Below are 15145 nucleotides of genomic sequence, written 5' to 3' on the forward strand. Positions count from 1 at the left end.
AACCATACATCGTGAGCAAACGTATCAAAGGAGAATAAGCATGACAGCCGACGCGGCGAAGCTCTATCCCCGCCACCGGGATCGGATTTCCGGCAGCGAGGATTACGTAGTAAGGCATTTTGCGCGGCAAAACGGCATCACCCCGGCGCAAGTTCACCAGCTGATCAAGAGATGTGGAAGCAACCGCGCCAAGCTGGTGGCTGCGGCGAAGGAACTTCGCACGTCGCTTCGACCGGATGCCCCCAAGGCCATCCCAGCCTCGGGGCGCCGCGCCGGACGTCTCAGTGTCGGCGTCGATGCCAGAAATGGCTTAGAAACGCGGTGAGGAGACTGCTGAAGACAATCCAGCCGACGACTTCGCTCTCAGACCTTTCAATCCTGGCCCGAGCAGCCAGCTTCTGTTCGCGATCACTGGCCTTGATCGTCGCCTTCAGATCGCGCCGGCTGCCGTGTCGAACCGAATAGGCTCGTGTAAATTCGGCGCCCAACAGAAAGATCTCGGACGAATAATAGACCCACAGCAGCACGACGAGCAGTGCACCGGCTGCCCCGTATGAGGATGCGATGGCGCTGGCTCCGATATACCAGCCGATCAGCGATTTCCCGATCGTGAAGAGAAACGCCGTTGCCACGGCGCCGACCCCAACGTCGCGCCATCGTAGCGCGCGGTCTGGCAAGACCTTGTAGATTGCCGCGAACAAAAGCGCGATCAGGGCAAACGAGACGATCCCGTTGATTGCGCTCAGGATCATGGTGCCGAAGGGTAGATAGGCATTGATGATTTCGCCAAGTGCCGAAATTGCAGCGCTCGCGACCAGGGACACTAGGAGCAGGAAGCCAAGCGCCGCGACGAGCCCAAGGCTTGCGGCGCGGGCTCGCACGATCCGTGAAATCGATGCTCCGCTTGGCTCAACTTTCCATATCTCATTCAGGGCGAGCTGCATTTCGCCGAACACGCCGGATGCGGTAACGAACAGCGTGACGAGACCCAAAATGGCAGCAAGGGTGCCCGCGGTCCGGCTTGACGTGTTCTCGATTGTCGCCTGCAAAAGCTCGGCGCTCTGCGGCCCCATCAGGCCCGCCATCTGCGCCGAAAGGGCCAGTTGCGCCGCATCGTTCCCGAAGACCATGCCAGCGATAGCGACAACGATGAGCAGGATCGGCGCAAGCGAGGTCGTGGCATAAAACGCCATTGCTGCCCCGTGAGTTAGAGCATTGTCATTGATGAAGCCGAGAATGCTCTCCGCAAGGAGCGCCCAGCCCTCTTTCGCCACATTCCACATGTTTTGCCTCCCCCTGCTTTCTCAGCAGGCAATTAGAGGCAACACGGCAGTGGACCAGAGCGGCACGTCGGAGTTCAGGTGATGGACCTGGGTTTTGGCGCCACCTCCGACTCTCTACCAATCGTGATTTCAATTTATTTGAAAGACCCGGGCCCTGTTACGTTGCCGCTTCCGATGCCCGGCCGCTCGCCATGGTGCCGTTGACGGGAGGTCGACGCCAACGTTTCCCACAACCGTTGCAATTCAGCAACAGACTTTGGGGGCATGGCAGGCTACGATGAGTTTTATTTTATACCGAGGAGGGGTGCCATGTTTTCCATCAGACGGACTGCTCTCACCGCCACGATGCTGCTGGCCTGGGGTGGATGCGCTCTCGCGGCGGACCCGGTGTATGAGGAGCCTGTGGTTGCTTCGGTCTATGACTGGAGCGGTGTCTATCTTGGCGTTCAGGGCGGCTACGGCTGGGCTGATGCGGATGTGACCATTTTCACCAATCCACCAACTGTTGGATCGGCCGATCTGGACGGACCATTTGTTGGAGCGCTTGCCGGCTATAATTTCCAGTCCGGGAATTTCGTGTTCGGTATCGAGGGCGATGTAAACAAGAGCTGGATCGAGTTCGACGATGACGCAGACGCCGAGATCGACTGGTTCGGATCCGTGCGCGGACGCCTGGGCTACGCTTGGGATCGCACCTTGCTTTTCGGCACGGCGGGTATTGCTTTCGCGAGTGGCGAAGTGCCTTCGATCGTGGTGGGGGAAGATGACGATCTGAGCTTCACCGGCTGGACGGCGGGCCTCGGCGTTGAACATGCTTTCACCGACAACTGGCTTGGCCGGGCCGAGTATCGCTATTACGATTTCGGTACAGAGGACATCACGCGCGGCGAAGTCGACCTGACGATGCACACGGTCTCCGTAGGCGTCGCATACAAGTTCTGACGAAGCAGCCGGCAGACGAGCCGACTGCAGTGCGGCTGTCCTGTTCGGAAACACGTCTTTGCAGCCATTAAAAGCGCGCCGCGTTTGAAGAGATTCACGCGGCGCGCTTTAAGTTTATCTATGCAGTCATTATCCCAAAACCACTGCGCGCTTTGGGCGACATGCATTGGAACGACGATCCGTTTTGCTCACGCCGCCGACCGGCCGATCGACCCCGCGGCGGCGCTAGTCAATCGGCGCCCCGCCACCTGTCCGTAAGGAGGCTATTGAACGCGCTCACGATGCGACCAACGGAACTGTGACAGTTGTCGCATAATGTATCGGATATTGGTCGAAGTACGGGAACTCGATCACGAAAGCATATCTGGCCGTAAGATGCGCCATGCGGAAGCCGCCGCTGGGGGGGTCGATCGCTATCGTCACGTTGACATTTTTCAATCCCATGGCGAGCAATTTTTGCGTAGCGATGGCCTGTATTTCGCTTTGAGTCAGCGAGTTCTTCATCTGCAGTGCACGCGAAGACGTTTCCAGCGTGTACCGAACGCTCGACATGGCATTCAGAGCCCAGCCGAATGCGAAGATCCCAAACAGAAGCACCATCAGAAAAGGCGCGATCAGCGCGAACTCCAACGCAGCTCCGCCTGATCGATCACGCGTGAAGGCTCTCCGTTTAGCGGACACGAATCACCTGTTGGTGACTGAGCTCGCGCGAGAAGGAAAACACGCCAAAACTGAAGGGCGGCGACCAGGTGGCCGTCGCTTGTATTTCAACGAAGACCGAGGGAGCCTTCACCCCACCACACAGGGTCGATGCATCAACCACCGTGCTCCCGCACATGTATTTGCGGCCTAAGGTCACCTGCGCAGCGTCGGGACGGTTTTCCCAACTCGAAAGGGCAACGGCTTGGATGGCCGCGTCGTTGACTGATCCTTGCATCACAAGATTTGCCGCCGTCTTGACGCCTGCACGCATCGACAACGAGCTTGATACAAAAGACCAGCCGTTAATGACGCCAAGAAGTGCCAGGCAAACGATCGGCACGACCAGCGCAAACTCCACCGCAGCAACACCCGAATCGCTCCGGAAAACCCGGACTGGTCGCCGTTCCACGAAGATTACTCGACAAGCCGAACGGACTGCGTCGCCGGGATCTCTCGCATCCCGAGGCTCGTGCAGTCCTGGTTGACGTTTGCGTTGCCGGACCACTGCACGGTGCTGGCGACGACCTGTGTGCATCCACCGTTGCCCGAGAAATTGCCGAGGTAATTGACCGCTTGGGTTGGAAAATACAGGGCGCCGGTCAAAAGCGAATCCGCCGTACCATTGAACGTGTTCGATCCCGCCAGGTTCGCTCTGTCGCCGTAAAACAGCACACCCGAATAGGTGCCGGATGTCGGTGCGCTAAGCTTGACCGTGGCCGTGCCGTTCATGCTGACGCCGGAGCTGCCGGCCAGATAGATGATGACTCCCTCGCCGGAGATATTTGCATTCGAGTTCGCTTTGAAATCGCCTCCTTGAATGACATATACCCCGGGCGAGAGCGTCACATTGCCGCTCAGGCTGAGCCCCTTGCAGTATGTTCCCGGTTGCAACGTCGACTGATTGCTGTTTCGACACGGGTTCGTGGCCGGTGGCGTCGGCAGGTCGGCAAAAGGATCGGCAGCGGGCAGCGCCTGGGTCATCAGGCTGGTGCAAACGGTCTTCACAGGGTTGGCCAATGACATCCCGCCCGCCGATATCAGGCAATCGGCATCAAGGCTTGCCGATCCCTGAAGCTTGAGGGCGTCCGGGGCTATCGAATTCGACATGACGGAGCAGCCCGTCATTTTTGTGGTCGAACTGCCGGAAAACAGGGCCGCCTTCGAAGCGGAAGGATTGAGCGCCAGAACGCAGGCTTTTGAAGCGTCAGTGATAAGAGCCACCGCTCTTGCCTGTGCGCCAACCGCGTTTTGCGTGAATATCGAGGTGAAAAATCGATCGAGGTACTGATGAACGATGACCTCGACCGCCTTTTTCGCGACATTCGGTCCGGACGATGGAGGCGTGAAGACCTCGATTGTGCCTGTCGATGGTGCCCAGCCGTTCGTGGTCGCCGACAGCGTCGCGGCAGAGACAATCGTCGGCTTGTCGGATCCCGAAACTTTTTCCAAAGCGCCGGCATAGGCTGCCGCATCCGCCGCCGCCTGTAGCTTCAGGCTGCTGTAGTACCAATAGGAAGTCTCGACGCCGAGGCCCGCTCCGCCGACAACAATTGGCAAAGACAGGGCAAAAATAGTAGCAACGTTGCCGCTCTCGCTGTCTGGTCGCGGGCAGCGGAAAAAACGCCTGAAGGTACGGGCACGCCATTTCATTCATCTATTTAAGCAAGGATGCATAAAGGAATGACTAAGAATTTCCCTCCATTTGTTTAGCTGCGCTCCTCGCCGTCCGCTGGCGCTGAACCAGCTTCTTTCCAGACCAGACGCCGCGCAGCGGCGTCACAGGTTTTGCTGGCACCGGATAGAACGCGAACGTTGGCTCCAAAAAGATCCTCTGGAACTTTGGGTCGGAGCATGATCTTTGCGGGTACCAAAATTGACGCCTGCGGTCGGTTTCGTTGGCAAAAGGTTACCTTTCCCTGCTATTCCCGCCCACACATCAAGATTCAGTGGACTTGCGCATGACCAATGTCGCCCTGACCGGGCTTGCCCGTGATCTCGCCAAGCGCGCCGCGGAAGGCCGCCCGGTGCGCATCGGCGTCATCGGCTCCGGCGAGATGGGCACGGACCTGGTGACGCAAGGCATGCTGATGCCGGGCATTTCGGTGTGCGCCATCTCGACCCGCCGCCCGCACACCGCGCGCGATGCCATCCGCATCGCCTACGGCGACGAGGCGATGGCACGGGAAGCCGAGAGCGACACGAAGGTCACCGAGGCGATCGAGAGCGGCAAGATCGCCATCACCTCGAACGAGATGCTGGTGACCAATCCGCTGATCGACGTGGTCATCGATGCTACCGGCAAGCCCGGCGTCGCCGCCGATTTCGACCTGATGGCGATGGAACATGGCAAACATCTGGTGATGATGAACGTCGAGGCCGACGTCACCATCGGCTGCTATCTGAAGCAGCAGGCCGACCGGCTCGGCGTCGTCTATTCGGTCGGCGCCGGCGACGAGCCGTCGAGCTGCATGGAGCTGATCGAATTCGCTTCCGCGCTCGGCTACACCATCGTCTCGGCCGGCAAGGGCAAGAACAACCCGCTCAATCATGACGCCGTTCCCGACGACTATCGCGCGGAAGCCCTGCGCCGCAACATGAACCCGCGCATGCTGGTCGAATTCGTCGACGGATCCAAGACCATGGTCGAGATGTGCGCCATCGCCAACGCCACCGGGCTGGTGCCCGACATTGCTGGCATGCACGGCCCCAAGGCCGACCGCGATGAACTGGCCAAGGTGCTCATCCCGCGCGCGGATGGCGGCATCCTATCGAAGAAGGGCGTCGTCGACTACACCATCGGCAAGGGGGTGGCGCCCGGCGTTTTCGTCATCGTCGAGGCGACGCATCCGCGCATCATCGAGCGCATGGACGACCTGCATATCGGCCACGGTCCCTATTACAGCTTCTTTCGGCCGTATCATTTGACCTCGCTGGAAGTGCCGCTGACCGCCGCTCGCATCGCGCTCCATGGCAAGCCGGACATGGTTCCGCTGCCGAGACCGGTTGCCGAGGTCTGCGCCGTGGCCAAGCGCGATCTGGCAGCCGGCGAGATTTTCGATGCGATCGGCGAGACCTGCTACCGCTCCTGGACCATGACCGTCGAAGAGGCCCGCGCCAATCGCGCCGTGCCGGTCGGCCTGCTCGAAGGCGGCAAGGTGCTGAAACCGGTCAGGAAGGGCGAACTGCTGACATCAGGCAATGCTGCGCCCGACCCGACGACCAGGCTTTTCGCCCTGCGCCGGCTGCAGGACGAGATGCTGTATGGAACTGGCTGAGCGCCTACTACTTCCCCAGTTCGATCGACCTTAGCCGCGCCGCCTCCACAGCTTCGGTGAGCAGATGCGTCAGCCGGTCCTCACCCATCAGCACGGCAAGGGCGGCGGCCGTGGTGCCGTTGGGGCTGGTCACCTGCTGGCGCAGAACGCCCGGCTCCTCACCGCTTTCGGCGGCAAGCGAGGCGGCACCGTAGACCGTCTGCATGGCCAGTAGCCTGGCGGTCTTGTTCGGCAGGCCGGCCTTCTCGGCGGCCACGGTCAGCGCTTCGATGAAATGGAAGATGTAAGCCGGCCCGGACCCGGACACCGCCGTCACCGCATCCATCAGGCCCTCGTCGTCGATATCGGTCACTTGCCCGCTCGCCGAAAGCAGGTCGGCGACGAAACGCTTTGTGTCGTCGGACACCAGTCGGTTGGAAAACACCACCATCATGCCCTTGCCAATCGCCGCCGGCGTGTTGGGCATGCAGCGCACGATCGGCGCGCGGTCGCCCAAGATGGCCTCGAAGGTGGCGACCGGTGTCCCGGCGGCGATGCTGAGGAAGGTGGTTCGGCCGTCACCGAGGCGCTTGTAGGCGGCCGTCACGTCGCGGATCACTTGCGGCTTGACGGCGACGACGACGAGATTCGGCACGGCATCCGCCGGAATACCGCCGGCGTCCGCGGCAGCACTGCAGCCCAGCACTTCGGCGCGCTTGCGCAACTCGGCATTGGGCTCGACCACGAAAACCGCCGCCGGCGGAAGCTTGCCGGATTTCAGCCAACCCGAGAGCATGGCGTAGCCCATATTGCCGCAGCCGGCGAGAACAAGCCTGATCGTCATCGAGAGCCCTCCATAAGACGGCTTCCCATAAACGTTCGTGGCGGAGCGGGAAAGTCCTCTTGGGACGAATGAGGTCAGGAAGGACCACGAACCGCGATCGGCCGCAGCGACACCTGCCTGAGGCCGAACATGCCGAACACGAAGAACAGCCAGACCGGATCGGCGCGATGGAAGAAGAAGCTTTCGAGGAAGGCGTTCAGCGCCGTGAACAGCACCACCATCATGAAGAAGTCGCCGAGATAGATGTTTTCCCTGCGCAAGGGGATGCGCATGTAATCGCGCAGCGGTGCGATCAGGAAGGTGTAGACCGCCACGCACAGCGCCGGAATACCCATCAGCACCGCGATGTCGAGATAGCCGTTATGGCCATGCACGATGGTCCTGATATCCCAGGCCCGGTCGAACGGCTGGTCCTGGTTGAGCAGCAGCGGCGTGCCCCAGAAGCTTTCATAGCCGTAGCCGGTCCATGGCCGCTTCGCCAGCATCTCGCCGGCAAACTCCCAAAGCGTCGTGCGTCCGGTGTAGGTCAGGTCGGGGAAATAGATCGCCGCCAGATGCTGCACCGGCGGCAGGAAGACGATGCCCAGCGTGGCGACCGCCGTGGCGATGACCGCCAGCGCGAACAGGATCGGCGTGCCGAGCCGCATGCCGATCAGGCTCGGCAGCACGACGATCAGGATCGAAAGCGGCACCAGTCCGGCTGTCGTCTTGGAACCGGTGTGCAGCATGAAGATCATCGCCGCGCAGAAGATCGATGCGCCCCAAAGCCGCTGTCCGCGCCGGTAAAGGTAGAGCCCGGCGAAGCTGAAGCAGGCCATGATCGGGCCGGCGATGTTCTTGTGGGTGAACACGCCGCGCCACAGGCCGGCATGTTCCGGCTCCAGTGAATCGGTGGTGTGCAGGGCCTCGTGCGGAAAGACGATGAGCCCGATATAGGAGAGGCCCATAACGACGACGATGGTGAAGATGATGACTTTCGAGAATGCCTCTGCGTCGCGCGGAAGCGCCAGGATCGTCGCCATGGTCAAGATGCCGATCAGCGTGAAGAAAGCGGCGCGCATTGCCGACTGCGGGTCGGTTGCCATCACCACCGACAGCATGAGGAAACCCAGCATCAGCAGCCAGGACGGGCTGAGCAGCGAGCGCACCACGCGCGGGTCGGCGAACGCCATCAGCGAGAAGATCGAGATCGCGCCGAGCGAGCCGAAACCGAGCTGGTTGACGATGTCGCCGCCGTTGCCGGTCGTTTCGGCGCCGGCCGGCTGGAAAGGCCGGAACGACACCAGGACGACGGTGAACAGCAGCGCCGCCACCGCGGTCGCGACGCCTTCGCGTGTGAACGCGGCGCTGAGCGGCGCGCGCTCAGTTCTTCTCAGGCTGCCGGTATTGCTCATTGGCATATCCGAATTCGGCCAGCACGCGGCCGAGGGCGACATGGACGGGGTACAGAGCCGCCGCCGCCGATCCCGTCCGCGTCAGCCTGACCGCGCCGCGAAACGGCGAGGCGGCAAGCAGCGCCAGGCTCTTTAGAAAGACCTTGGTGCCGGCGAACGGCGTTCCGGCACGTTTCTTCTTTTCGACCAGTGTCGAGATGACGCCATTGCGCAGGCTGCGGGCACGGATCCAGTCGGCTTCGACGCGTCGGGCCGGAACGCTTTCCCGAACTTGCGCCTCCGCGCACCAGCCAAGCACAAAACCTCTCTGCGCGGCACGGCTCAGGAAATCGGAATCGCCGCCGCCCATGAAGTTGAATTTCAGGTCGAGGAAGGGCGGACCCATGGCGGTGAGCACGTTGCGTCCGACCAGCAGATTGCCGGAGGAATAGAGCGCGGGCACACGCCCGGTCTCCCGGTAGGGTGGGGCAAAGACCGGGTGCTCGGCCCATCTGGCATGGGCAGCGTCGGCGAACACAGGCACTTGCGGGCCGCCGACGATGTCGGCACTGAGCGTCTCGGCCGCCGTGCACATGCGCTCGAGCCACTGCGGATCGGCGATCTCGTCATCGTCGATGACCAGCAAGTGCCTGAAATTGGGAAAGTGCAGGATCGCCGTCTGCCAGCCGGCATTGTAGGCGCTGCAATTGCCGCGCTCATGCGCGACGATGACCATGCCCGCAATGTCGCCGCGCTCGAACAGCGGCAGCGCCGCCTTGGCGCCGGCGCGCGCCTCGGCTTCGTTCTCCATGACGATGATCGCGAAGCGCCTGCCGGTTTGCTGGGCCTTGAGCGATGCCAGAGTCTCCAGCAACTGCTCGGGCCGTTTGAAGGTCGGCAGCGTGACGACCGCCTCGATGGCCGCCGCGACAAGCCCCGGAGACCGCCCCGCGATCGATACCGAACCGTCCGATGGCAAAGGGATCATCCGTGTCCAGTCCGGGATGGTGAGTTTGGATCTCGATAGCATCGCGATGATAACGTTTCGTTAATCACCTTCGCGGACAAGCCCGCAAAGCGGCGACTCCGGGCCACCGGATACTGTCACTTAATCAAGGCTTCACCGCGCTTTGCTAGCTGTATCCGCTCAGGATAGGTGAGATGCATCTGCTGTTCGCCACATCGATCGTGCCCGACGGCGCTCTTGCCTCGGGCTATGAGATCGCCAATGCCGCGATCATCGCCGCCTTGCGGCGCGCCGGCGCGCGCGTCACCGTGATCGGCTTCACCTGGCCGGGCAAGTCTGCGAGCGATCCGCAAAATACCGTCGTGCTCGGGTCCGTCGATGTGCGCACCGAAAGCGCTTCGTCGCTGCAAAAGCTCGGCTGGGTTGCAAAGGCGATGCTCTCCGGCCTCACTTTCGCGTCGGTCAAGCTGCGCGTGGTCACCGACAGCGAGGTCCGCGCCGCCGTCGAACGTGCCGGTCCTTTCGACGGCTATGTCTTGAATTCCGTGCAGTTCGCCAGCGCTTTCGAAAAGCTCTTCGGCGACCGGCCGTCGATCTTCGTCGCCCACAATGTCGAGCATAGTTCGGCTAAGGAGAATGCCGCTGCCGCGGGCAGTCTTTTCCAGCGCCTGCTGTTTCGCCGTGAGGCCAGGCTGCTCAAGACGATGGAAGAACGGCTCTGCCGCCAGGCACGCTTCGTCTTCACGCTGGCTGAGGAAGATCGCTCAGCGCTCGGCGTCGCCTCCGACGACCGTTCGGCGGTGCTGCCGCTGGTGACTTGCGCCGAGGCGCCCGTGCAAGAAAAGCCGCGCCGCATCGACTGCGACGCGGCGCTGATCGGCACCTGGACCTGGCAGCCGAACCGCATCGGCCTCGACTGGTTCCTGGAAAAGGTGGTGCCGCATCTAAAGGCTGATTTCCGGGTCAGGATCGCCGGCGGCGTGCCGTCGGGCGTCGCGTCCACGCATCCGGGCGTCGAATTCGTCGGGCGCGTGCCGGACGCGCAGGCTTTCGTGCGCAGCGCCGCCGTCATCCCGCTGATCAGCACCGCCGGCAGCGGCGTGCAGCTCAAGACGATCGAGACCTTCGAACTCGGCCTGCCCTCCGTCGCTACCAGCCATTCGCTGCGCGGCATCGACCATCGCCCGGTCAATTGCGTCGTGACCGATGATCCGATCGCCTTCGCCGGCGCCCTGGAAGCAGCAGCAGCCGACATCAGGGACGTCGACGGCAGCGCTTTCCATAACCGGCAGGTGAAGGCGCTCGATGCCGCGATCAGGCGTGGCCTGAAAAAACTCGGGTCCCTCAGGCAGGAGGTGTTTGCATGAACATGCACACCGCCCGCGCCGCGTTCGGGGTCGACAGTTTGAAATCGATCCTGGGCATATCGGTCCTCGCCGTCCGCTGGGACGACGCGGTCGCCCTGCTGACCCGGTTGATTGCGGAGCGGCGCTTCACCAAGGTCACCTTTCTCAACGCCCACAACGCCAATGTCGCCTGTACGGACCCGGTCTTTGCCGAGGCGCTCGACGATTTTCTCATCCTGCCGGATGGCGTCGGCGTCGATCTGGCGGCGAAACTGCTTTATGGGGCATCGTTTCCGGACAATCTCAATGGCACCGACTTCATCCCTGCCTTCCTGCAGGCGTCCGCCAGGCCGCTGACCGTGGGGCTGCTCGGCGCGACGCATGTCAACGCCGAGGCGGCGTTGGCGCAGCTTGCGGCGCTTGCGGCGCAGCACAGATTCGTGGTCATCCATGACGGTTATTTCTCCGCTGCCCAGGAACCGGCAATCGTCGAGCGCATCGCGAAATTGCGGCCGGACGTGCTGCTTGTCGCCATGGGCGTGCCGCGCCAGGAACTGTGGATCGCGCGCCACATCGATGCCCGCCACTGCACGCTGCCGATCGCCGTCGGCGCGCTGCTCGATTTCCTGAGCGGCGCGGTACCGCGGGCGCCGCTGTGGATGCGCCGGCTCAGGCTCGAATGGCTGTTTCGGTTGTGGATCGAACCGGGCCGCCTCTGGCGCCGCTACGTCGTCGGCAATCCTTTGTTCCTGTGGCGCGTCCTCGGTCAGAAACTCTCACGCCGGTCAACGTCAGCCAAAGCACGCCCCGGAGCAGGCCCCGGAGCAGGCCCCGGAGCAGGCCATTGAACAGCCGGTTCGTACCGCGCCCCGGTCCCGAAGCCGATGTCCTTCGCCGGACGCCGACGGCGGCGATCGTGACGGCAAGCTATGCGCCGGATTTCGAACGTTGCCGCCTGCTGTGCGAAACCCTCGACCGTTACGTTTCCGGCGTGGCGCACCACTATCTGCTTGTCGAGCATCGCGACGTGGCGCTGTTTCGTCAGCTGGAGAACAGCCGCCGCACCGTCGTCGACGAGCGGGATCTGTTACCGCACTGGCTGCATGCCTTCGACGATCCGCTCAGCCTGTTTCGCCGGCGCATCTGGCTCAGCCTGAAGACCATGCCGCTGCGCGGCTGGCATGTGCAGCAGCTTCGCCGCATCGCGATATCAGCGCATGCCGGGGAAGACGTGCTGGTCTTCTGCGATTCCGACGTGGCCTTCCTCAAGCCTTTCGACTGCAGCGCCTTCTGGCGCGATGGCAAGGTGCGGCTGTTCCGCCGCGACGGCGTGCTGTCCGGCGACGGTCATGAGGAGCACCGCGTCTGGTCGCGCAATGCGGGCTCGGCGCTCGGCATCGACCCGTCCGTGGTTTCAACGCACGATTATATTTCGACGCTGGTTGCCTGGCGCCGCGAAACCGTGACGGCCACGTGCGCCCGGATCGAGAAGATCCACGGCCGCGACTGGGTCGAGGTCATCGGCGCGGCGCGCAAATTCTCCGAATGCATGCTCTATGGCCGCTACGTTGACGACGTACTCGACGGTGCCGGCCATTTCCACGGCTCGGAGGAGTTCTGCCGCGTCCACTGGACGGGCGAAGCGCTGTCGGATGACGAGTTCCGCCGCTTCGTCGCCGCCATGGCGCCCGAACAGGTGGCCATCGGCATGCAGTCCTTCATCGGCACGGACATCGGTCGCATCCGCCGCCTGATCGGGGTTGATTAGTCCTGGGCCAAACCCGATCGCTTTGAACGACCGGATTCGATCGATTGTGTTGAAAAAGTCGGCGGTGAAGCTAGCCAAGATCTGCACCGCCCGAGTGCCAATCCCAGCCGTTTAAGGAGGTGGGCCCTTTCGAGCTCAAGCGCCACGTGTTGGGTGGGCAGAACTACCAGCTTCACCGTCGACTTTTTCAACACAATCGGTGGAAACCGGAAGTTCGACGCGAACCCAACAGAGAGCTCGCCGGCTGTTCACGGCTGCTCTACGCGCTCAGTCCTCGGACAAGCCGGCCAGAGAACTATCCTTCCAGAAGCGACGCGGGATCAAGGGACGTCGCCTGGCCGGACGTGACGCGCAGGAGAGGGCATCTTTGCAAACGCGACGATCACTCCGGCACGCCGGCAATACCCAGCGCCTCGACGTAGCGCTCGGCGAACACCTTGTCCCGCCACGGGTTGATCTGCCTCTGCAGGCCGAGCGTGTAAGTCGGGAACGCCTCCATCAGCCGCCGCGCCGCGGCCTGCGCTTCGTCCGGCCGATTGAGTTTGACCAGCGCCATGATCACCACCCGGTGCGAGGAGCCGTAATTCGGCATCTCGCGCAGCGCGCGTTCTCCCCATGCCAGCGCTTCCTCGTAGCGCTCGAGCATCAGGTAGCTCATCCCGATGCCGGAGAGCGCGATGCCCTTCTCGGGGTCGACCGGGCTCAGCCGCATTGCCCTGTGAAAGTGCTCGATCGCGACGAGGGGGCGGCCGGAATGGGCGTTCACCCAGCCGCTGCCCGTATAGCCCTGCGCCGAATTGGGGTTGAGGAGCAGTGACCGTTCGATCGTGTCTAGCGCCGTCTCGTAATCCTTGGCGCTGTAGGCGATCACCTGCGCGGCGAAACGCAAGCTTGTTGGGTCGTCTCGCGCGTCCGCCAGCACCTCGCGGGCCATGCGCACGGCGACGCGGATATCGTCGGGCTCGTGCCAGCACTGACTCACGGACAGGCTGCGGATATAGGCACCGAGTGCCTTCGCCAGGGTGAAGCCTGGGTCGATGCTGAGCGCCTCGTTGGTGAGCCGGCGCACGTCGACGAAGCCTTCGCGCGTCATGCTGTAGAAGCGCGGCAGCGCACGAAGGTAGAGGTCGTAGGCGCCGATGTAGTCGGTCGGCTTCATGCGCGCCTGCTTGATCTCCTCCAGCCGGATGCGCGGCTCGACCGCACCGACGACGCTCTCGGTCACCTTGTCCTGCAGGTCGAAGATGTCGCTCACGTCGCCCTCGAAGCGGTCGGTCCAGACATGGTGCCCACTGATCGCGTCCACCAGCTGCCCGCTGATACGCACCCGCGATCCTGCTCTGCGGATGCTACCTTCGAGCACGTAGCGGACGCCCAGCTCGCGCCCGACCTGGCGCAGGTCCACCGCTCGGCCCTTGTAGGTGAAGGACGAGTTGCGGGCGATCACGAAGAAGGAGTTCACCCGGCTCAATCCCGTGATGATGTCCTCCACCAGTCCGTCGGCGAAGTATTCCTGGTCGGGGTCGCCGCTCATGTTGGTGAAAGGCAGAACCGCGATCGAGGGTTTCGCGGGCAGGGGAGGCGGTGCAGCCACCGAGGCGCTGGCGTCGGTCTCGACGCGATAGGCGCGCACAGGCCGCTCGATGTTCTTGAGGCGCAGGTCGCCGAGCGGCGTGAAGCCGCCGTCAAGCTTGCCCTGAAGGTGGTCGTAGGCGGTGCCCGAGACGACCACGGCGCCGGGATCGGCGATGCTTTCGAGGCGGACGGCGATGTTGACACCGTCGCCGTAGAGGTCGCCGTCCTCCTCGCAGACCACGTCGCCGAGATTGACGCCGATGCGGAAGCGAATCCGCATTTCCTCGGTCGTCTCCGCCTCGTGTTCTGCCAAAGCCTGCTGGATCGCCATCGCCGAGGTCACCGCGTTGACGACGCTCGCGAACTCGCACAACATGCCGTCGCCGGTGAGCTTGACGATCCGGCCCTGATGCTCGGAGACCAGCGGTTCGAGGAGGTCCTTGCGGTATGTCTTGAGCCGCTCGAGCGTGCCGCGCTCGTCGCGCTCCATCAGGCGCGAATAGCCGACCACGTCGCAAGCCAGGATCGCTGCGAGGCGGCGCTGCGCGGTCATTGCACCGCCCGGCCAGGCGCCTGCACGCGGGCTGCCTCGCGCCCATGCCCCGCCAACTTCCAGACGCTCAACGTGCATGGCATCCATCTCTCCCAGCTGCCGCCCGTCGCCGATTCAGAACGGATAACGCAGCTTGACCTTGCCTTCACGAGATTTCGCTATCCCGCTTGCGAGGCGTGGAGCGATCCAGTCGTCGCGCTAACAGCCAACCGGCGACACGCCCACGCAGCCTCTGGGGACGCTGACACGCCACCCCCAGAAGGCCGGAGATATTTGCTGCCGTTGGTAACCGGTTGACGCCACCGTGGCGGTGCTTTTGTCACCGCGATGTAACAGCGAGATGCTCTACGAACGCGCGCATCGGGCATCACACCAGACGTTCGCGCTTAGAGGTGCTGAGGTCGGAAAGTGGCGCAACCAAGTCGTACCAACGGCCACGCCATACGGCAACATTCCACCCTTACCCGACATCCGGCATTTTTCGATCGTGCCCCATGGCGTGGTGTAGGTAACGGCATTGGTCGCCGTGCTCTCCGGC

Annotated in this window: 15 protein-coding genes; 6 read left to right on the forward strand and 9 right to left on the reverse strand. The window is 62.8% G+C overall.

Translation table 11 applies throughout. The annotated features are described in order from the left end of the window. The first annotated feature begins 40 nt into the window (after positions 1–40). Positions 41–325, forward strand: coding sequence for a DUF3606 domain-containing protein (locus E5X88_RS18620; RefSeq protein WP_292163787.1), 285 nt, complete (start codon positions 41–43; stop codon positions 323–325). Here E5X88_RS18620 and E5X88_RS18625 read toward each other — a convergent pair. Further along, positions 282–1283 carry a YihY/virulence factor BrkB family protein gene (locus E5X88_RS18625; protein WP_292163789.1) on the reverse strand — a complete coding sequence of 334 codons (1002 nt, stop codon included), beginning with the start codon at positions 1281–1283 and terminating at the stop codon, positions 282–284. The two genes, E5X88_RS18620 and E5X88_RS18625, sit on opposite strands and share 44 nt — an antisense overlap. A gap of 309 nt (positions 1284–1592) precedes the next feature. Here E5X88_RS18625 and E5X88_RS18630 point away from each other — a divergent pair, with 309 nt between their 5' ends. Next, positions 1593–2225, forward strand: coding sequence for an outer membrane protein (locus tag E5X88_RS18630; RefSeq protein WP_292163790.1), 633 nt, complete (start codon positions 1593–1595; stop codon positions 2223–2225). 276 nt (positions 2226–2501) lie between these two features. Here E5X88_RS18630 and E5X88_RS18635 read toward each other — a convergent pair whose 3' ends face one another. Genes E5X88_RS18635 through E5X88_RS18645 form a run of 3 tightly spaced genes read right to left on the reverse strand, consistent with a single transcriptional unit; the run spans position 2502 to position 4577 of the window. Continuing rightward, positions 2502–2855: a TadE/TadG family type IV pilus assembly protein gene (locus tag E5X88_RS18635; RefSeq protein ID WP_292163792.1), complete on the reverse strand. Its 354-nt coding sequence runs from the start codon at positions 2853–2855 to the stop codon at positions 2502–2504. Positions 2856–2895: 40 nt separating this feature from the next. After that, positions 2896–3285 (reverse strand): pilus assembly protein, encoded by a 390-nt coding sequence (locus tag E5X88_RS18640; RefSeq protein ID WP_292163794.1) that lies wholly within the window; start codon positions 3283–3285, stop codon positions 2896–2898. A 56-nt stretch (positions 3286–3341) separates the two neighbouring features. Beyond that, positions 3342–4577 (reverse strand): pilus assembly protein TadG-related protein, encoded by a 1236-nt coding sequence (locus E5X88_RS18645; protein WP_292163797.1) that lies wholly within the window; start codon positions 4575–4577, stop codon positions 3342–3344. A gap of 308 nt (positions 4578–4885) precedes the next feature. On the opposite strand from E5X88_RS18645, the gene E5X88_RS18650 reads away from it, so the two are divergent. Then, complete coding sequence (locus tag E5X88_RS18650; protein ID WP_292163798.1) at positions 4886–6202, forward strand: NAD(P)H-dependent oxidoreductase; 1317 nt, start codon at positions 4886–4888, stop codon at positions 6200–6202. 7 nt (positions 6203–6209) lie between these two features. Here the strand turns inward: E5X88_RS18650 and proC are convergent, their stop codons facing one another. The 3 genes from proC to E5X88_RS18665 form a co-directional block, all read right to left on the reverse strand. Continuing rightward, entirely contained in the window at positions 6210–7025 is an 816-nt protein-coding gene (proC, locus tag E5X88_RS18655; protein WP_292163800.1) for a pyrroline-5-carboxylate reductase, read from the reverse strand. Between the two features lie 74 nt (positions 7026–7099). Beyond that, on the reverse strand, positions 7100–8419 hold the full coding sequence (locus E5X88_RS18660; protein ID WP_292163801.1) for an O-antigen ligase: 1320 nt from the start codon (positions 8417–8419) through the stop codon (positions 7100–7102). Next, the gene (locus E5X88_RS18665; protein ID WP_292163802.1) at positions 8388–9386 is read right to left on the reverse strand and encodes a glycosyltransferase; all 999 of its coding nucleotides are present in this window, start codon (positions 9384–9386) and stop codon (positions 8388–8390) included. The genes E5X88_RS18660 and E5X88_RS18665 overlap by 32 nt, the downstream gene beginning before the upstream one ends. A gap of 173 nt (positions 9387–9559) precedes the next feature. Between E5X88_RS18665 and E5X88_RS18670 the strand changes: the two genes are divergently transcribed. The 3 genes from E5X88_RS18670 to E5X88_RS18680 are packed head-to-tail and all read left to right on the forward strand — an operon-like array spanning position 9560 to position 12479. After that, complete coding sequence (locus E5X88_RS18670) at positions 9560–10732, forward strand: glycosyltransferase family 4 protein (protein WP_292163804.1); 1173 nt, start codon at positions 9560–9562, stop codon at positions 10730–10732. After that, positions 10729–11559 (forward strand): WecB/TagA/CpsF family glycosyltransferase, encoded by an 831-nt coding sequence (locus E5X88_RS18675; RefSeq protein WP_292163806.1) that lies wholly within the window; start codon positions 10729–10731, stop codon positions 11557–11559. The genes E5X88_RS18670 and E5X88_RS18675 overlap by 4 nt, the downstream gene beginning before the upstream one ends. Next, positions 11556–12479 carry a DUF6492 family protein gene (locus E5X88_RS18680; protein ID WP_292163807.1) on the forward strand — a complete coding sequence of 308 codons (924 nt, stop codon included), beginning with the start codon at positions 11556–11558 and terminating at the stop codon, positions 12477–12479. Before E5X88_RS18675 ends, E5X88_RS18680 begins: the two co-directional genes overlap by 4 nt. Positions 12480–12861: 382 nt before the next feature. Here E5X88_RS18680 and E5X88_RS18685 read toward each other — a convergent pair whose 3' ends face one another. Further along, the gene (locus E5X88_RS18685) at positions 12862–14607 is read right to left on the reverse strand and encodes an adenylate/guanylate cyclase domain-containing protein (RefSeq protein WP_292163808.1); all 1746 of its coding nucleotides are present in this window, start codon (positions 14605–14607) and stop codon (positions 12862–12864) included. A 345-nt stretch (positions 14608–14952) separates the two neighbouring features. Then, positions 14953–15145, reverse strand: a 193-nt coding sequence (locus E5X88_RS18690) for a hypothetical protein (protein WP_292163810.1), incomplete at its 5' end; no start/stop codon positions are given.

Origin of the sequence: Mesorhizobium sp. (genome assembly GCF_004962245.1) — a bacterium.
In the GTDB taxonomy this organism is placed as follows: domain Bacteria; phylum Pseudomonadota; class Alphaproteobacteria; order Rhizobiales; family Rhizobiaceae; genus Mesorhizobium.